The sequence below is a fragment of the Empedobacter sp. R132-2 genome (genome assembly GCF_030324375.1).
GTDB lineage: Bacteria > Bacteroidota > Bacteroidia > Flavobacteriales > Weeksellaceae > Empedobacter > Empedobacter falsenii_B.
Window position 1 is genome coordinate 70,576 of sequence record NZ_JACAGG010000008.1, and the last position, 18,486, is coordinate 89,061.

Annotated in this window: 14 protein-coding genes and 1 pseudogene; 8 read left to right on the plus strand and 7 right to left on the minus strand. The window is 32.1% G+C overall.

All coding sequences use genetic code 11. From position 1 onward, the window contains the following. Window positions 1–9 precede the first annotated feature (9 nt). Window positions 10–360 (plus strand): 4Fe-4S dicluster domain-containing protein, encoded by a 351-nt coding sequence (locus HXZ69_RS06255; protein ID WP_114999046.1) that lies wholly within the window; start codon window positions 10–12, stop codon window positions 358–360. A 54-nt stretch (window positions 361–414) separates the two neighbouring features. Here the strand turns inward: HXZ69_RS06255 and HXZ69_RS06260 are convergent, their stop codons facing one another. The 5 genes from HXZ69_RS06260 to HXZ69_RS06280 form a co-directional block, all read right to left on the minus strand. Further along, the gene (locus HXZ69_RS06260) at window positions 415–3,027 is read right to left on the minus strand and encodes a T9SS type B sorting domain-containing protein (RefSeq protein WP_286495368.1); all 2,613 of its coding nucleotides are present in this window, start codon (window positions 3,025–3,027) and stop codon (window positions 415–417) included. A gap of 237 nt (window positions 3,028–3,264) precedes the next feature. Then, a complete protein-coding gene (gldG, locus tag HXZ69_RS06265) occupies window positions 3,265–4,932 on the minus strand; it encodes a gliding motility-associated ABC transporter substrate-binding protein GldG (protein ID WP_244958008.1) in 1,668 nt (555 codons plus the stop codon). A gap of 4 nt (window positions 4,933–4,936) precedes the next feature. Then, window positions 4,937–5,665, minus strand: a complete 729-nt coding sequence (locus HXZ69_RS06270) for an ABC transporter permease subunit (protein WP_180905923.1) — start codon at window positions 5,663–5,665, stop codon at window positions 4,937–4,939. Between the two features lies 1 nt (window position 5,666). After that, on the minus strand, window positions 5,667–6,212 hold the full coding sequence (locus HXZ69_RS06275; protein ID WP_038337072.1) for a CopD family protein: 546 nt from the start codon (window positions 6,210–6,212) through the stop codon (window positions 5,667–5,669). Window positions 6,213–6,252: 40 nt separating this feature from the next. After that, window positions 6,253–7,095 carry an SAM hydrolase/SAM-dependent halogenase family protein gene (locus HXZ69_RS06280; protein WP_135835240.1) on the minus strand — a complete coding sequence of 281 codons (843 nt, stop codon included), beginning with the start codon at window positions 7,093–7,095 and terminating at the stop codon, window positions 6,253–6,255. Between the two features lie 76 nt (window positions 7,096–7,171). Here HXZ69_RS06280 and HXZ69_RS06285 point away from each other — a divergent pair, with 76 nt between their 5' ends. Then, entirely contained in the window at window positions 7,172–8,146 is a 975-nt protein-coding gene (locus HXZ69_RS06285) for a PhoH family protein (protein WP_038337083.1), read from the plus strand. Between the two features lie 68 nt (window positions 8,147–8,214). Here HXZ69_RS06285 and HXZ69_RS06290 read toward each other — a convergent pair whose 3' ends face one another. After that, window positions 8,215–8,388, minus strand: coding sequence for a hypothetical protein (locus tag HXZ69_RS06290; protein ID WP_180905924.1), 174 nt, complete (start codon window positions 8,386–8,388; stop codon window positions 8,215–8,217). Between the two features lie 205 nt (window positions 8,389–8,593). Here HXZ69_RS06290 and HXZ69_RS06295 point away from each other — a divergent pair, with 205 nt between their 5' ends. After that, window positions 8,594–11,506, plus strand: a complete 2,913-nt coding sequence (locus tag HXZ69_RS06295; protein ID WP_286495369.1) for a DUF2135 domain-containing protein — start codon at window positions 8,594–8,596, stop codon at window positions 11,504–11,506. Between the two features lie 79 nt (window positions 11,507–11,585). Here HXZ69_RS06295 and HXZ69_RS06300 read toward each other — a convergent pair whose 3' ends face one another. Further along, window positions 11,586–13,112, minus strand: a complete 1,527-nt coding sequence (locus HXZ69_RS06300; protein ID WP_286495370.1) for a YifB family Mg chelatase-like AAA ATPase — start codon at window positions 13,110–13,112, stop codon at window positions 11,586–11,588. 107 nt (window positions 13,113–13,219) lie between these two features. On the opposite strand from HXZ69_RS06300, the gene HXZ69_RS06305 reads away from it, so the two are divergent. From HXZ69_RS06305 to HXZ69_RS15365, 5 genes and pseudogenes are all read left to right on the plus strand, one after another. After that, window positions 13,220–13,693, plus strand: a complete 474-nt coding sequence (locus tag HXZ69_RS06305) for a cytidine deaminase (RefSeq protein WP_038337075.1) — start codon at window positions 13,220–13,222, stop codon at window positions 13,691–13,693. A gap of 56 nt (window positions 13,694–13,749) precedes the next feature. Continuing rightward, a complete protein-coding gene (gene pdhA, locus HXZ69_RS06310; protein WP_125349669.1) occupies window positions 13,750–14,754 on the plus strand; it encodes a pyruvate dehydrogenase (acetyl-transferring) E1 component subunit alpha in 1,005 nt (334 codons plus the stop codon). A 5-nt stretch (window positions 14,755–14,759) separates the two neighbouring features. Continuing rightward, window positions 14,760–16,364, plus strand: coding sequence for a dihydrolipoyl dehydrogenase family protein (locus HXZ69_RS06315; protein ID WP_125349668.1), 1,605 nt, complete (start codon window positions 14,760–14,762; stop codon window positions 16,362–16,364). A 103-nt stretch (window positions 16,365–16,467) separates the two neighbouring features. Next, complete coding sequence (locus tag HXZ69_RS06320) at window positions 16,468–17,409, plus strand: YihY/virulence factor BrkB family protein (RefSeq protein ID WP_038337079.1); 942 nt, start codon at window positions 16,468–16,470, stop codon at window positions 17,407–17,409. Window positions 17,410–17,915: 506 nt separating this feature from the next. Continuing rightward, window positions 17,916–18,463: pseudogene (locus HXZ69_RS15365) on the plus strand (transposase); the annotation flags it as partial. Between the last annotated feature and the right edge of the window lie 23 nt (window positions 18,464–18,486).

The window sequence follows — 18,486 nt, forward strand, 5'->3', positions numbered from 1 at the left end:
ACAGATACAATGGCTATAATTATTACAGATGAATGTATAAATTGTGGAGCTTGTGAGCCAGAATGTCCAAATAACGCGATTTATGAAGCTGCGGTAGATTGGAAATATTCTGATGGAACTTCTCTTAGCGGAACAATTGTAAACGTAGACGGCGCAACTTTTGACGCTGATGCGGTGCAAGATCCTGTGAGTGATGAGGTTTATTACATTGTTCCCGATAAATGTACTGAATGTAAAGGTTTCCACGAAGAACCACAATGTGCGGCAGTTTGTCCGGTGGATTGTTGTGTGCCTGATGATAACCACGTAGAAAGCGAAGAGCGCCTTTTGAGTAAAAAAGCGTTTATGCACTTAGAGTAAAATCGTCACAACTTTACATATAAAAACCTCTCAGAATTTGAGAGGTTTTTTTTGTTATTTATTTTTGAGTAAAATCCAGCCTTGTAATTTGTTTTTTGTTTCAGAATTTAGTTCATTCCATTCTAAATAATACCAATAAGTATCTGTTGGTAAGTTCATTCCGTTGGCTTGTTTTCCTTTCCAAATAAAATTATTTTCTCCATTGTCTTTGAATACAGTTTTTCCGAAACGATCAACGATTAAAACAGAAGATTTTTCTTTTAATTTAAGGAATGAAAAATCAATTTCGTCATTTTTTCCATCATTGTTTGGCGAGATGAAATTATAAAAATTGGGGATTTCAAATAATATCTCTTTAATACAACCTTCAGCAGTTTGTATTTCGATTTTATGTAAGCCTTTAGAAACATCAGTAAATGTGTTGGATGTCGTCCATTGTCCATTATCTATTCGGTATTTAATAGGTTGATTAGCATTAGTAACATTTACTGTAACTTCATTTTTTGTAATTTTTAATGATAGTTTAACTTTTTCACACGGATCAGGAGGTAGTAAAGTAGTAAATGAAATATTAGAACAAGATATTGCAGGACCAATATTATTAATTGCTATTACTCTTACATAATAAGTCATATTATAAGATAATGAAGTAGAAATAGTATATGTATCAACGTTACCTAAATTTATTTCCAAAATATCATTTCCATTTTGGGATGTTCCAATGATTAATTGATAGGAAGTGGCATTTGCGATTTTATTCCATTTAATTGTCGGATTTAATGAAACATTTGATTCTCCATTTGCAGGTAATGTTGCTGTTGTACAATTTGGAATGGTAGGTACATCCATTGTTTTAAATCTAAAAACAGGACAAGTTTCACGTTTCATTCCTATTAATGTATTTTCTGGGTGTATTTTTACATTATACCAAGTGTTGGGTGTTAAATCGTTTGCTATTTGAGAAAATGTAATAGTATTATTGCTTGGTGTGGAATTATCTAAAACATCAGTTTGAATTGTTGGATCACTCTGATTATCTTCTTGAATTATTAAATTATATTGATTAGCATTATTTATTTTTTCCCATTTAAGACTAGGTTTCAAAATAACATTTTCTTCATTATCATATGGAGATATAATATTTGGACAATCAGGAAAAAGTGTATTGATATCAAAAGTTAATTCATAAGCACCCATATCTACAGATAATCCATAATATCTATTTCTTTTGTCAATATCATGAAAAAGAGAAGTAGCACCTCCTGCGATTTGTTGAAATAAACGTTCACTTCCTGTATTGAAAGCTGGACTAGAAATTTGTAGAGTAAAATCAGAATTGTCATTTACAAATTTAGGATTTCCTCTAATGTTATTTGCGGTAGAGTAATCCTCTACAATATTATTTTGGATATCATTTGTAGCTGAATTATCATTTAATATTTCAGAAGAAATGTCTTTATTTAAGTTGCCTGTTCTCCCATTTATATAGAAAATACTATTATAGATGATATTTTTAGAATTTTGAGCATATACGATAGCAGAGTTAGAATTATTTACAATAGTTGCATTAGTAATCAGAAGATTTTTTTTGTTAAATATAGCACCAGCATAATTAGACGCTCTGTTATTATAGAATAAAGAGCTAATAATTTTAAAATCTGAATTACTTTCATTATAAATAGCTCCACCAATTATTGCTTTATTTCCAATGAAATGAATTCTATTTAGATAGTTTTTAGAGTTTGGTGTGCTATAAATAGCTCCACCATTTTTTCTACTTTCATTTTCTTTGAAATAAATAGCAGTTAAAGTTAGATTACTATTATTATTATAGATAGCTCCACCATTTTCTAAACTTATATTATTTTCAAAATTATAAACATCAGTACTCGAAGTATTATTACCAACAATTTGTTCAATTTTTACATTATCAAGATTTTTCAAATATAAAGCAGCACCATTTGAAGATGAAGAATTATTTTTAAAAGTGGTATTTTCTAAAGTTACTTTATTTACATTTTCTATATAAAAAGCACTACCATTATTTGTAGAATTGTTTATAGCCCTGTTGTCATTAAATTGGACAAAATCGGTTTTTATTTCATTTATATTATTTATATAAACTGAGCTTGTATTAGATAAATTGTTTTCTGCAAAAATAATATTTTCTAAATTCAATGTTAGATTAGGAGAATTAATAAAAGAAGCAGAAGAACCTTTTTCTGTTAATGATGTAGAATTAGCATTTTTAGAAGTGAAATTTTTTAATGTTACTTCTAAATTATTTTCAAACTTAAACAGCTTTGTTGCATTTTGACCATTAATAACCGATGTTGTTTCATTACCAGTTCTTTCTAACCAACCACCTGTTTCTGGATCAATTTCATATATATAACCACCTGTTATTTCAACTTTAAAAAAACCGCGAAAATCAATAACATTCCTAGCAGAGAAATTACCTTGATATAATTTTATTGAAATGTTTGTATTTCTATTAGTTATTGAATTTATGTTATTAGTTAAATTTTCATATGAGATAGCATTATTCCAATTAGCTCCAGAGCCATTTCCAGTAGAAGTTTCTTTTACGTGAATTTGACTATATAATAAAATAGGAATTGTAAAGGTTAGTAATAAGGTTAAAATAAATTTATATAGATTGTTCATTAAATTTTAATTCATATTAGTGTGAATTAAAAATAGGTAATTCTTTTATTTAAAACTAAAAAAAACTCAAGTTATTTACTTGAGGTTTTTTTAATTTTGGGCAATCCCTTCGGGCGGGCTTTTCGTTGCAATCTTTTTCTCAAACTTCGACTTCGTTTAGTTATCAAAAAAGGATTTCCACTTCAATCCCTATTGCATTTTATTAATTTCTAAACTCGAGCTTCGAAATTCGTTTTTTTAAGAATATCTTTTCTTTCTAATCCAAAATCCAATTCCAGCTAATAAAGCAATAATAGCAGTTGGAACAAGTAGATTAATCATTTGCCAAGTAGATTTTTCTTGTAAAACAGTTGTTTCGCTCAACAAAGGAATCTCTAATTTACGATTACGTAGAGCCAAGAAATCAGAATCACCTAATAAATAATCCATCGCATTCATTACAAATGTTTGGTTGGCGTATGTTTTCGGTTTTCCGTCTGGATTATCTGGACGAACCGAAAATTTATTTTCTCCTAATTGCATCGGAATTCCTCTCCACAAAGCATTTTTCAAAACATCTCCGTCCGAAATAACGATCATTTTTCCGTCAGTAGTTTTCGGTTTGAAATTCGGAAATTCTTTACGTTCGTAACGCGAAGCATAAGCCGAATTGAAATTACCTTCTAACAAAACTGCCATCGGAATTTTTCCCATTTTATATTCTTCAGGATTCTCGATTTCAACTTCGTTTAATTGAATATAATTTAAAGCAGGTTTCAAACTTGATTGTTCAGAAGAACTCAATAAAACCGTTTGCTTAATATTTGGATTTTTTAGTAATTCGATTGGATTTGCAAATTGGAATAAAACAGGATCGATTGAACTTGTAATTGGGTTTTCTTCTCCTTTAATTCCTAACTCAAAATAAGGCCAATTGTAATAATTGTAACTTGTATTTCCTGCCGTTTCACCATCAGCCAAAACAATTTGCGCCCCATTCATATCCTTTATAACAGCCGGATGAATGCGAACACCATAATTGAATAAGAAATCATTTAACTTCAAATCTCTTGGAAAAGCAACGATTTTTCCACTTCGGAAAATAGAATCCATTTCAGCATCGACAGTTTCCACAGCCATCATCATTTTTCCACCATTCATGATATATTGATCCAAAACCAATTTATCCATATCAGAAAAAGGTAATGTAGGTTTTGCGATAATTAACGCATCAAAACGTTTCAAACTATCCAAATCAGAAGGTTGTAAAGTAAACGATTTGTTTGCAATTGGATTAAGGTAGATCTCAACATCATATTTTTCTGACAAAGCAGAACCTAATCCTTGAATATTAGCTTCTGGTAATTCGTCATGATGAACGATAAAACCAACTCTTTTGCGCTCAAAATTGGTTGCTTTCTGAATTTTTTCGGCAAATAAATATTCTAATTTTTCTGTTGAAGCCAACGCTAATTTATCAAATGGAGTAGAAGGGTCATTGACCAAAACCTCCATATAAGTCGATTTGTCGCCGTAAGTTAATTTTGCGTACGGATAAACATTCAAAATTCCTTTGTCGGTTTTAATCGGAACTGGAGTCAATTTATTTTGCTCTAATTCGGCTTGTCCTAAATCGACAGGATCAATAAAAGAATAAGAAATATTGCTATTTTTTTCGCGAAGTTCGTCTAATAAAAACTGAATTTCGTTTTTCAAAATTCTGTAATCGCCCGTTAAATCTCCACCCAAAAGAATTTCAATTTTAAGCGGTTGTTTTACATTTTCTACTAACTTTTCTGTTGTAGAAGTTAACGTAAAACGTTTGTCTTTCGTCATGTCAATTCGTGTGTAAACAAATTGAGCGATGATAAAAAGCGCGATAAATGCGATGAAAGTAATTAGATGTTTTTTGTTTAATTTTTTCATGGCACTATTTTTTATTTTCAAGATTAACGATTGAAATTTGATTTAAAATTCCAATCAAAATCAAAAAGTAAAGTAAATCTCGTGTGTCAATAATTCCTTTCAAAAACTGGTTGTAATGTGTAAAACTTCCAATTTTTTGAACATAGAAATCCATCGAACCAAGTAAATTATAAGACGCTAAACTTTCGAATCCATAAAAAATAATGAAGCAAAAGAAAACCGCCAAAACATAAGCCATTACTTGATTCTTGGTAATAGAAGAGGTAAATAAACCAATTGCGGCGAATAAGTTTCCTAAAAAGAAAAGTCCTAAATAGCCAGAAAAAATTGTTCCGTAATCTAATTCTTGTTCAGGCATCAAAAATTCTTGCAACGTAATGATGAACAAGAAAGTTGAAAGCAGACAAAAAACGACAACTGAAACGACTGCTAAATATTTGCCCCAAATAATTTGGTTATTTTTTATAGGTAGTGTAAATAACCACAATAATGTGCCGTTTGCTTGCTCTTCCGCGATTAATTTCATCGTTAAAGCTGGAATCATGAATAGAAAAATCCAAGGTCCGACAAAGAAAAAACTATTTAAAGTTGCATTTCCCGTATTGAAAACATTGAATTCGTTATCAAAAAACCAAAGGAACAAAACCGAAACGATAACAAATGTCGCGGTTGCTAAATAGGCGGTGAAGCCTAAATAAAAATTGGAAAACTCTTTTTTGAAGATCGTCCACATGTTATTTTTTATTATTACGATTAATTAAACGTACAATAAGCATAAGTAGTATACCACAACCAAAGAAACTGACAATTGACCAATACCAATCTCGACCAAAATCTGTTTTTTGAATCACAGCAAACACGATAACAAATAATAAAATTGTTGCCAATTCGTTCATCATTCGCAGTTGAACAGAAGTGTATTTGAAAACTTTATTTTGAATTTGTTTCAACGTTCGCCAGCACCAAAAATGATAAATTAATAAAACACTTATCATTCCCAATTTACTTTTCATCCAAGGCATATGCAGCAAACCTTGATTTTTGTAAAGCATATTCAATCCCATTGTAATCAAAATAACCAAAGCAGGAGCGGTAATTACATTCCATAATTTTTTCTCCATGTAGGTATATTGATCCTGCAAAATTGATTTTTTTGGTTCTTCCATTTGTTGCGTTTCTGTATGATAAATCATTAAACGAACAATGTAAAATAAACCAGCAAAGTAACTTACCACGAAGATAACGTGTATTGCTTTGTATATTAAATAATTATAAGTCATATAGTTATTGTAAACTCTCTAATACTAAATTTTCTCAGCGTTAATTTTCAAATTCAATTGTAATTGTATCGTTTTTCTTCAATCCCATTAACTGATTCGCACCTCCTGATATCGTTGGATTACTTTTGTATAAAGTAACTTCTAAGAATCCTGCCGAATTAAACAAACACAATGTTCGCCCAAAAGCTTGCACTTCTTTGTTAAAATCTTGTACAACTTCGTTGTAATGCTCATAAATAACAGTAATATCGGTCATCGAGAAATCTTTTTGACGAAGCAAAATTTTATATTTTCTGTCTTGTGCAATTTCATCGAAAAAATCTTTTGAAATATTACTTACAACATTCCCAAAATGATCAATATAAATCACATTTCCTATGATATATTTATCATCGCGATAAATTGGTTTCAACTCATTCAATTGTTTCATTTCTGTACGTTTGTTCCCTAAAAGAGCCGGAACTCCGCCACGCGCCAAGTGACATGCAACTGGCACAAAACAATTTTTCATTGGAAATAGACTGTCTATTCCTTCTGGATAAGCAGTGATTTCGTAAATTTCTTCTGGTTGATTTTTTTGACAAATCAAGGATAAAATTCCATTATCTGCACAAATAAAATAATGATGATTGATTAATGCACAAATTGGCTTTTGATAAGGCGTACTTAAGGCATTAATCCCAATAATATGTATAGTTCCTTCAGGAAATTCTTCGTAAGAATTACGAATGATATAGGCAGCTTCAGATAAATCATAAGGATTAACATGATGCGAAATATCTACAATTGTAACATCGGCCAATTCCTTTAGAATTGCGCCTTTAACGCTAGAAACAAAGTAATCTTTGACTCCAAAATCCGATGTTAATGTAATAATTGCCACTATTCTCTAATAATTAGCAAATATATTGTTTATTATTCTTTATTTTTGTGTAAGTGAACCAAAAAAACAATCTCATTTGACAGAAATTAATATTGAATTAGCCGAAATTAATGCTCAAGATTTTTATGGTGCTAATAATGAACATCTAAAAAGAATCAAAGAATATTATCCAAAATTAAAGATTGTTGCTCGCGGAAGAGAGTTGACAGTATTTGGAAATGAAGATGTTCTGAAAGTATTTGACCAAAAAATGCAAAGAGTAATTCAGCATATTCACAAATACAATCGACTATCTGATCGCGAACTCGAAATCATTATGACCGAAGATAATAATGAAATGCTTCAAATGAAAAAAGAAGACGAAATTATTGTACACGGTGTAAATGGTAAAATCATCAAACCTCAAACGCCTAATCAACAAAAGCTGGTACAAACTGTTTACAACAAAGATATGGTCTTTGCAATTGGACCTGCTGGTACGGGAAAAACCTATACGGCTGTTGCATTGGCGGTACAAGCGTTGAAGAACAAAGAAGTTCGCCGAATTATTATGACGCGTCCTGCTGTAGAAGCTGGAGAAAATTTAGGTTTTTTACCAGGTGATATGAAAGATAAATTAGATCCATATTTACAACCTTTGTACGATGCGTTGAAAGATATGATTCCGTTCGAGAAGCTTTCGTCTTATACAGAAAAAGGAGTGATAGAAGTTGCGCCTTTAGCATTTATGCGTGGTCGAACGTTGGACGGAGCTTTTGTAATTCTTGATGAAGCACAAAATACAACGTATGCCCAGATGAAAATGTTTTTGACGCGTATGGGAAAAAATTCTAAATTTATTATCACAGGAGATCCTGGTCAGGTCGATTTACCACCAAAACAAAAATCTGGTTTACGTGAAGCGATTAATATATTGAAAGATGTAAAAGATATCGGATTTATTTATTTGGATGATAAAGATGTTGTTCGACACAAGATTGTTCGCGAAGTCTTGAAAGCTTACAAAGTGAGTGAAGATAAAGAGCGAGAGAAAATAGATATAAAAAAGTAAATCAAAAAGCCAATTGTTTCTAAGAGCAATTGGCTTTTCGATTTAATATTTATGGCAGAATATTAAATTTATTCTTTTAGTGGATTAGTTTTTAAAGTAAAACCTAAAATGTTAAACGCTAATCCTATTGGCAAAATCATTCCTGCAATTAAGCTCATTCTATTAGAATCAGAAAATTCTAAGATTAATAAAATTGAAGTTAATATTAAAACTAATCCCGTTATATATAATATGTTTTTCATTTTATTATAAATTGTAATTCAATCAAATATAATGATTTATTTCTAATTTTTGTAAAAAATATTCAATTCTAAAATCAAGTAAATGTCATTCCAACAAAAGGGGAAATCTAAAATAAACTTATAACTAACAACTCAACACTTAAAACTTTTTCACATCAACCAACCTTTTTGTAATTTGTTGCATCTAACTTACAAATCAAACAATATGAAAAAGTTATTTTCTTTTTTCTTCGTTTTTGTTGGAATGTTTTTTTCTACAAAAATAAATGCGCAAGATATTCGAATCGGATTTCCGCGTATCGAAATCGGTGAACGCCCAGACGAAAATTCTGTGAGTTTGCAATCGATGGATGTACAAGTTGAGATTTTTGGAAATTTAGCCAAAACGACAACAACTTTAGTTTTTACGAATTCGTCAAGTCGAAATCTCGAAGGGAATTTAGTTTTCCCTTTGCCCGAAAACACGACTGTTAGTGGATATGCAATTGATATTAATGGAAAATTGCGAAATGCAGTTCCCGTTACAAAAGCGCGTGCGGTTGAGGTTTTCGAAAGTATTCAGAAGCAAAATATCGATCCCGGAATCATCGAAAAAGTAGAAGGAAATAATTTCCGAACTCGTATTTCTCCGATTCCAGCAAAAGGTTCGCGTACGATTCAGTTGTCGTATTACCAAGAATTAAAATTGGATAAATCTTCATATCAATATCATTTGCCTTTAGATTCTTCGAAGAAGATTGCGAAGTTTAATTTGACAACAAAAGTGTTCAATGCTGCTGGAAAACCACAATTGGTAGAAACGCCAGATGGTTCGTTCAATTTTTCTGAAAATAGTAATATATATGAAGCAAATTTGTCGAAAACAGATTTTACACCTAAAAAATCATTAATTATTAATCTTCCAAAATCTCCGAATAATGTAGAATCTTTTGTTCAGAAAAATGTAGATGGTTCGGTTTATTTTTATGCGAATTTATTGGTTGATGCAAAATCTCAACCTAAAGTTTGGTCGAAAAATATCGGAATAATTTGGGATAATTCGTTAAGTGGTTTGAAACGAAATCATCAAAAAGAATTAGAATTTTTAGATAAAATTATTTCTCAACAAAAAAATCTAAATATTGAAGTTTCGTTGTTGAATATTTCTTTGGAAAAATCGAGATTGTTTCAAATTAAAAATGGTGATTGGTCTGAATTGAAAAAATATTTGGAAAATGTGACATATGATGGAGGAACAAATTATGCAAAAATTCTTCCAACAAATCTGAAAGCAGACGAATATCTATTGTTTTCGGACGGGATTTCGTCTTTTGGCTCGAATATTTTTAACATAGATAAACCTTTTTATACGATTGCGTCTTCGCCGACTTCTAATTATGGTGTTTTGAAAATGATTGCGCAAAAAGCTGGTGGAAAATTCATCAATCTTAATGAAAATTCTGTAGAAAATGCGTTCAAACAAATCAATGAAAGTTCGGTTCAATTCTTAGGAATTATCAACAATACAGCAGGAGAAGTTTACCCAATTTCGACAAATTATGTGAGTAATGGAATTTCGATTGCGGGAATTTCTCAGTATCCAAATGCAAAATTAACGATGATGTTTGGACGAAATGGAAAAGTGGAATTCAACAAAGAATTGGATTTGAGTAAATCAACTCAAAATCTTGAAATTAGTAAAATTTGGGCGCAAAGTAAAGTGAATTATTTGGAATTGAATCCAGAGCAAAATAAAACAGAGATAGAAGAAATTGGGAAACAATTTTCGATTGTAACATCGAATACAAGTTTAATTGTTTTGGAAAATGTTTCGGATTATGTAAAGTATAAAATCAATCCACCAGCGGAATTGCAAAGTGAATTTAATAAATTATCGAAACAAGGTTTTGAACAAAAAGAAACTCGAAAAGCTGATTTGTTGAAAAATGCAATTGCGAAAGCAAAGGAATTGAAAGAGTGGTGGAAGAAAGATTTTAAATATGTAAAACCGAAATATCCAAAACCTGTTGCGGATTCTACAACTTATTTAGAAGAGACTGCGCAAGTGAATATGGTAATGCCAGAACCAAGAGCTATGGCTGCAATGGAAGTTAGAACTGAAGGAAGTCCAACTACAACATCTAATATGAGAATTAGAGGAGCGTCAAGTTTGAGTAATTCTGTTGATAAAAAAATGAAGGATGAATCATCTGCTTCGGTTCCAGAAATTAAAATAGTCAATGTAAAATCGGATAAAGGATACATGAAGTTGATAGAAGCGTCTAAAAATCCATATCAAACTTATTTAGATTTGAGAAAAGATTATGCCGAAACGCCTGCGTATTATTTTGATGTGGCAACATTTTTCTTTCAGAAAAAAGAAAGAGAAACTGGTCTTAAAATTTTAAGCTCGATTGCAGATTTAGGATTGGAAGATGCCGAGTTGTATAAAATGTTAGCATACAAATTGAAAGAAATTGAGGAATATCAAACCGAATTATTTATCACGAAAAAAGTCTTAGATTGGCGACCTTTTGATGCGCAAAGTTATCGAGATTATGCGTTGGCGTTGCAAGATAATGAGCAATATCAATCGGCTTTAGAGTATTTATATAAAGTATTAACGAATGATTATTCAGTAGAAATTGCCAATCGGGATCGCGATATTACAGAGATTATTGTTCCTGAAATTAATAATTTGATTTCGCTTCATCGCAAAGAATTAAACTTATCAAAAATTAATAAAGATATCATTGCAGAACTTCCAGTTGATATTCGTGTGGTGATGAATTGGAACAAAGATATGACGGATATTGATTTGTGGGTGACCGATCCAAATGGCGAAAAATGTTTCTACGGACATCGTACAACTGCGATTGGAGGGCGAATGAGCGAAGATGTAACGCAAGGCTTCGGACCAGAACAATTTATGTTAAAAAAAGCGATCAAAGGAAAATATAAAATAGAAACGAATTTTTTCGGAGAAAGACAGATGAGTATTTCGGGACCGACAACTATTTCGGCAGAGATTTACTTGATGTATAGCTCAGGAAAACAAGTGAAGAAAATGATTACTTTCCAAAATAATAAGCCAAATTCTGGTGGCGAAGGAATTTTGGTTGGTGAATTTGAATTTTAGTAAATGGAAAAGGAATCTTGAAAGAGATTCCTTTTTTTTGCATAACGCATAATTCATCATTCATCATTAATAATTAAACTCACATCCACTGATTTCGATCCAAACTTCTATACTGAATAGCTTCACTAATATGTTTTGAAAGAATAGTTTCAGAATTATCTAAATCTGCAATTGTTCGTCCAACCCTAATAATTCGATCATACGCACGAGCAGAAAGATTTAATTTTTCCATAACAACTTTGATTAAATGCTTCGAATGATCATCTAAATCACAAAAAGTATCCAACTCTTTTGGTCCCATTTGCGAGTTGTAATGGACTTTTGTATTTTCAAATCGTTTGGTCTGGATATTTCTTGCATTAATGACACGTTCACGAATCACAGCACTTTTTTCGCCACGACGTTCTTGCGACAAATCATCAAACGGAACAGGATTCACTTCGATATGTAAATCAATTCGGTCCAAAAGTGGTCCAGAAATTTTATTCATGTAACGTTGCATTTCCGCTAAAGAGGAAGTGTTGTTTGGATCATCCATAAAATAACCGCTCGGACTTGGATTCATAGAAGCTACTAACATAAAACTCGCAGGATAATTCACAGTGAATTTTGCCCTCGAAATTGTGACTTCTCGATCTTCCAAAGGTTGACGCATAACTTCTAAAACAGTTCGCTTAAATTCGGGTAATTCATCCAAAAACAAAACACCATTATGCGCCAAAGAAATTTCTCCAGGTTGTGGATAAGAACCACCGCCGACTAAGGCGACATCCGATATAGAATGATGTGGACTAGAAAAAGGACGACTTACAATTAATGATTTGTTAGATAATTTTCCAGCAACGCTATGAATTTTTGTTGTTTCGAGCGCTTCTTGTACGCTCATTTTCGGAAGAATTGAAGCAATTCGTTTGGCTAACATTGTTTTTCCACTTCCTGGAGGACCGATCAAAATAATGTTATGTCCTCCTGCAGCAGCGATTTCCATCGCACGTTTTACATTTTCTTGACCTTTTACATCAGCAAAATCGAAAGGATAATTATTCATTTCACTAAAAAAATAATCATCTAAATTAACTTGATGAGGTTGTAAAATGATTTCTTCGTTAAAATAATCAACAACTTCTCTGATGTTATTAACCGCAAAAACATCGATTCCTTCTACAACAGCTGCTTCGTCTGCATTTTGTTTGGGTAAAATAATTCCTTCGAAACCTTCTTCTTTTGCTTGTATTGCAATCGGCAATGCACCTTTTATAGGTCGAAGTGAACCATCTAGCGATAATTCGCCCATCATTATAAATTTATGGAGTTGTTCAGAATTTACTTGCTCCGAAGCTGCTAAAATTCCAATTGCGATTGGTAAATCATAGGCAGAACCTTCTTTTTGTAAATCTGCTGGCGCCATATTAATCGTGATTTTTTTACCAGGTAATTTCAAATTAGAATTTTTTAGTGCAGCATTTATCCTAAAATTACTTTCTTTTATTGCGCTATCGGGCAAACCAACCAAATGATACCCGACACCTTGATCAATATTAACTTCCACAATAATTGTTTTTGCGGAAACTCCGAAAATAGCACTTGCAAAAATTTTCACTAACATAAAATATTTTTTTATAAATTTACTTCCTTTTTCTATTGAATAAAATAGCTGAGAGGATTTAAGTATTTAATAATTAATTAAATAATACACTTTGGTGTAAATTCTATATGAAAAAAGAAAAATATTCTTTTGAATTTGAACGATTCGAGAGTAAATCTGAGCTTGCAGCAGAACAAAAAAAAGTAGTAGAAGAGGCTTATGATATTTCGTTGAATGCATATGCGCCTTATTCTAATTTCAATGTTGGTGCATCTGTTCAATTAGAAAATGGAGAAATTTTTTCGAGTTCAAATCAAGAAAATGCTTCGTATCCAGTCGGAACTTGTGCCGAAAGAGGTTTATTGGCTTATGTAAATGCAAACTTCCCAAATATTAAGATTGAAAAATTGGCTGTTTCTACGCCAAATGTCAATTATCCATTGCCTCCATGCGGGATGTGTCGACAATATATTTTAGAGATTGAAAAGAAACAATCGCAACCAATCGAAATTATTTTATCTGGAAAAGAAGGTGATGTTTTGGTGATAAATTCTGCTAAAGATTTGCTTCCATTACATTTTACTGACGAATTTTTAGGGTAGCAATTTTGTACACTAAATAGATTAGTTTAAATTTGTTCCAACGGAATTGTGCAATTATGGAAAAATTAACGCAAGAAACGTACCTACAATGGTATCGTGATATGACTTTTTGGCGTCGCTTCGAAGATAAGTGTCGTTCATTATATTTAAAGCAAAAAATTAGAGGTTTCTTACATTTATACAATGGTCAAGAAGCTTTACCAGCCGGTTTTATTCATGCAATGAAACCTGGTGTAGATCATGTGATTACTGCTTATCGTTGTCACGTTTGGCCTATGGCTTTGGGTGTAGACCCAAAACGTATTTTGGCTGAATTATGTGGTAAAGAAACAGGAACTTCTCATGGTTTAGGAGGATCTATGCACGTTTTCAGTAAAGAGCATAATTTTTATGGTGGACACGGAATCGTTGGTGGGCAAATTCCATTAGGAGCAGGAATCGCTTTTGGTGATAAATTCTTTAATCGCGATGGTGTTACAATCTGTTTAATGGGAGATGGCGCAACTCGTCAAGGTACATTACATGAAACATTTAACATGGCGATGAACTGGAAATTACCAGTTGTTTTTGTTTGCGAAAACAATCAATACGCTATGGGAACTTCTGTTTCTCGTACTGCTAACCACGAAGATATTTGGAAATTAGGTTTAGGATACGAAATGCCTTGTATGCCTGTAGATGGTATGGATCCTGTAAAAGTTGCAGAAGCAGCTTACGAAGCTATTGAAAGAGCGCGTCGTGGAGATGGACCAACTTTCTTAGATGTACGTACATATCGTTATAGAGGTCACTCTATGTCTGATGCTGAGCCTTATCGTACAAAAGAAGAGGTGGAAGAGTACAAACAAGAAGATCCAATCTTGAATGTTGAGAATCATATCTTAGTAAACAATTGGGCAACTAAAGAACAATTAGATGCAATTATTGATGAAGTAAAAGTGATGGTAGAAGAATGTGCAGAATTTGCAGAAAACTCTAACTATCCAGAAGAACACGTAATGTATGATTATATCTATTCAGAAGAAAATTATCCATTCTTAGATAAAATCGAAAACAACTAAAAACCATGGCAGAAATTATTACAATGCCTCGCTTAAGCGATACAATGGAAGAAGGAACTGTTGTAAAATGGCACAAAAATGTAGGAGATAAAATTGCTGAGGGTGATATCTTAGCAGAAATCGAAACAGATAAAGCAATCCAAGAATTCGAATCAGAATTTGATGGAGTATTATTATATCAAGGTGTTGCAGAAGGAGTGTCAACAAATGTTGATGAAGTTTTAGCAATCATCGGAAATGAAGGAGAAGATATTTCAGGTTTAATCGGGGGTGGAGCAAAAGTTACGACTGAAGTTAAAGAAGAAAAATCAACTCCCAGCGAAACAAAAACAGAAGAAGCAAAACCTGTTGCAGAAATTCCTGCAAATGTGGAAGTAATTACAATGCCTCGTCTTTCTGATACAATGGAAGAAGGAACTGTAGTTGTTTGGCACAAAAATGTTGGAGATCAAGTTGCGGAAGGTGATATTTTAGCAGAAATTGAAACAGATAAAGCAGTGCAAGAATTCGAATCAGAATTTGATGGTGTTTTATTATATCAAGGAGCTAAAGTGAACGAGCCTGCACCAGTAGATTCTGTTTTAGCAATTATTGGTGAAGCTGGTACTGACGTTTCTGCAATTGTAGCAAACGGAGGTAAAGTTGCTGCACCAGCAGTTTCTACAGAAGTTGTTGATGACGAAAAACCAGTAGTTGTACAATTAGATGTAAATAATAAGGTTGAAGAAACTTCTTCTTCTGATCGTATTTTTGCATCGCCATTAGCAAAAACAATTGCAAAAGATAAAGGAATTAATTTAGCAGAGGTGAAAGGTTCTGGTGATAATGGACGTATCGTGAAAAAAGATATCGAAAATTATCAACCATCTGCTCAACCAAAAGCGGAAGCAAAATCTGAATCAGTTAAACCAGCTCAAACTTTTGTTTCTGGAGAAGATAAAGTGATTCCAAATTCTCAAATGAGAAAAGTTATCGCTAAACGTTTGGCTGAATCTAAATTTACAGCTCCTCATTATTACTTAAATGTAGAGTTGGATATGGATAATGCGATTGCTGCGCGCAAACAATTAAACTCAGTGCCTGATACGAAAATTTCATTCAACGATATGATTGTGAAAGCATGTGCAATGGCTTTACGCAAACATCCAGCTGTTAATTCTACTTGGACAGATACAGAAATTATTCAACATGGAGATATCAATATCGGTGTGGCAGTTGCTGTAGAAGATGGTTTATTGGTTCCTGTTGTTAAAAATACAGATCAAAAATCATTTGCTCAAATTTCTGCTGAGGTCAAAGATTATGCAGGTCGTGCAAGAGATCGCAAATTAAAAGCAGATGAAATGGAAAAATCAACATTCTCTGTTTCAAACTTAGGTATGTTTGGAATCGAATCATTCACATCGATTATCAATCAACCAAACTCTTGTATCCTATCAGTTGGTTCAATTATTCAAAAACCAGTTGTAAAAGACGGACAAGTTGTAGTTGGTAACACAATGAAATTATCTTTAGCTTGTGATCACAGAACAGTAGACGGAGCAACAGGTGCACAATTCTTACAAACATTAAGAATGTACATCGAAAATCCTGTTACAATGTTAGTGTAAGCTAAGATTTAATATATTTTTTTAAAGACCATTCATCGAATGGTCTTTTTTTTGTTATAGATTTTATGAATTTGTATCTTTAATCTCTAAAGTAATTAATTTAATGAAGCAACTAAAATTCTACTTTAATATTTTAAAACAGACAATTGTTGAATTTGGTGAGGACCGAATTATGAAATTGAGCGCTTCGTTAACTTATTACGCATTGTTTTCACTTTCACCATTAATTCTGATTGTAATTTCCAGTGCAAGTTTATTCTTTAAGAAAGATGCTATCGAAAACCGAATGTTTTATGAGCTTAAAAATATTGTTGGTCCAGATGTCGCTTTAGCTGTACAAAATTTTGTTACAAATTCTACCATTTCAGGAGATAGTTCGCTTGCTTTATATATAGGTATCGGAATTTTGATTTTTGGTTCTACAACAATGTTCACCGATATGCAAGATAGTCTCAATCTTATTTGGCGTGTCGAAGCAGTTCCTCGTAGAGCTTGGTTGAAATTTGTAATAAATAGAGGGCTTTCATTTTTGATTATCCTTTCATTAGGAATAGTTTTAATAGCAACAGTAATATTAAATAGTATATTAATGAGTTTTGGAGAAGAAATTTTCAGTCTTTTCGAACTCGATACCATTATGACGAAGACCACAGTTATTCTTCTTAATAATACATTGAGTATTTCAATCTCGATTTTGATATTTTATATTCTCTTCAAGATTCTTCCCGATGCACGTATCAAAGCAAAACAAGCTTTTGTAGGAGCGTTTTTTACGGCGATTCTATTCTTTATTGCAAAATATTTAATTGGTATTTATATCGCAAACTCCAAATATTCTACCATTTTTGGATCGGCAGGTTCGTTGGTTATTCTTTTGTTGTGGATTTATTATGTTGCAACAATTCTATATTTCGGCGCAAAATTCACAAAAGTATTTGCCGAAGCCAAAGGTTACCCTATTATTCCAAAACGAAATGCGAAGCTCAGAAAAGTATCGTTTATTGATTATCAACTCGATAAAAAAGATTATGAAAGTATAGATTAGTTACTAATTTATTTCGCTTCTCGAAACCTCTCCCGAGCCCATAACCCAAAAGTAGCCGCTGCCTATTTGTTTGATTCAGCAAATATTCACCGCCTAATCATTTCATACAGTGAAAATACAAAACTCGAGTGTAATGATTCACCATTTTTTTTCAACTCGAACTGTCAACAAAATTAAAACTCTTGAAAAACAATTGTACTTTTCGTCAGTTCGAGTGAAAATCTCTGATTTTAGTATCGGGAACTTAGACGAATTGCTGTCAACTTTCAACCGTCCAAAAAAAGTATTGTATACACTCTACTGCCACTATGTTGCCTTCATCCTGCCTTAAAGTAGGGAGTAAGCTGCAATTACGAATTGAGGATATGGCTGATTTTTTACAAAACTTAAATCAAAATTATGATTAAAAATATTAGTTTTACCCGTTGTGCATTTTGATTACTAAATAATAAAGTTGTTCATTTGATTGAAAATCAGTAAATTGTTTTAAGCACAAAACATTTACAATGAACAACTTACTTACAAATTATGAAAGAATATTATAAGTTCTACGAAAATATCCACAGATACACTTTTAATTTATCAACGTAGAAGACCTAAACTTTTTGATTTATAACTCATAAATCTTGTCTTAACAGCTAAATTTATGGGTATTGATAGTGAAAATCATTTATTTCGAAATCTTCCTAAAGCGCTAAGTTGTAAAATTGAGCGTAGTATTTACAATCGTAGAAAACGAAGATTATCAGAGCAAATTAATAATATTCGACTCAAATTAGCGAAAGAATTTAATGAATTTAAAAATTGTTTTATCGTTGATATTATGCCGTTGGAAGTTTGTGAAATAACAAGAATTAATCACTCTAAATTTTGCAAAGAGCATCAGTTTTGTGCACCAAATAGAGGTTTTAGTGCTTCTCAGCAATTGTCTTTTTATGGCTATAAACTTCATGCTGTTTGTTTTTTAAGAGGTGTTTTCTAGAGTCTTGATATTAGTCCCGCATCTGTTCATGATATTTATTTTTTGAAAGATATAAAATCTCAACTATCAGATTGAGTGCTACTTGGTGATAGAGA

Coding starts and splice junctions, on each gene's coding strand:
- HXZ69_RS06315 (WP_125349668.1), top strand. CDS start 14,760: ATGGCAGAAATTATTACAATGCCTCGCTTAAGCGATACAATGGAAGAA.
- pdhA (WP_125349669.1), top strand. CDS start 13,750: ATGGAAAAATTAACGCAAGAAACGTACCTACAATGGTATCGTGATATG.
- HXZ69_RS06270 (WP_180905923.1), bottom strand. CDS start 5,665: ATGTGGACGATCTTCAAAAAAGAGTTTTCCAATTTTTATTTAGGCTTC.
- HXZ69_RS06255 (WP_114999046.1), top strand. CDS start 10: ATGGCTATAATTATTACAGATGAATGTATAAATTGTGGAGCTTGTGAG.
- gldG (WP_244958008.1), bottom strand. CDS start 4,932: ATGAAAAAATTAAACAAAAAACATCTAATTACTTTCATCGCATTTATC.
- HXZ69_RS06295 (WP_286495369.1), top strand. CDS start 8,594: ATGAAAAAGTTATTTTCTTTTTTCTTCGTTTTTGTTGGAATGTTTTTT.
- HXZ69_RS06320 (WP_038337079.1), top strand. CDS start 16,468: ATGAAGCAACTAAAATTCTACTTTAATATTTTAAAACAGACAATTGTT.
- HXZ69_RS06305 (WP_038337075.1), top strand. CDS start 13,220: ATGAAAAAAGAAAAATATTCTTTTGAATTTGAACGATTCGAGAGTAAA.
- HXZ69_RS06290 (WP_180905924.1), bottom strand. CDS start 8,388: ATGAAAAACATATTATATATAACGGGATTAGTTTTAATATTAACTTCA.
- HXZ69_RS06275 (WP_038337072.1), bottom strand. CDS start 6,212: ATGACTTATAATTATTTAATATACAAAGCAATACACGTTATCTTCGTG.
- HXZ69_RS06260 (WP_286495368.1), bottom strand. CDS start 3,027: ATGAACAATCTATATAAATTTATTTTAACCTTATTACTAACCTTTACA.
- HXZ69_RS06300 (WP_286495370.1), bottom strand. CDS start 13,112: ATGTTAGTGAAAATTTTTGCAAGTGCTATTTTCGGAGTTTCCGCAAAA.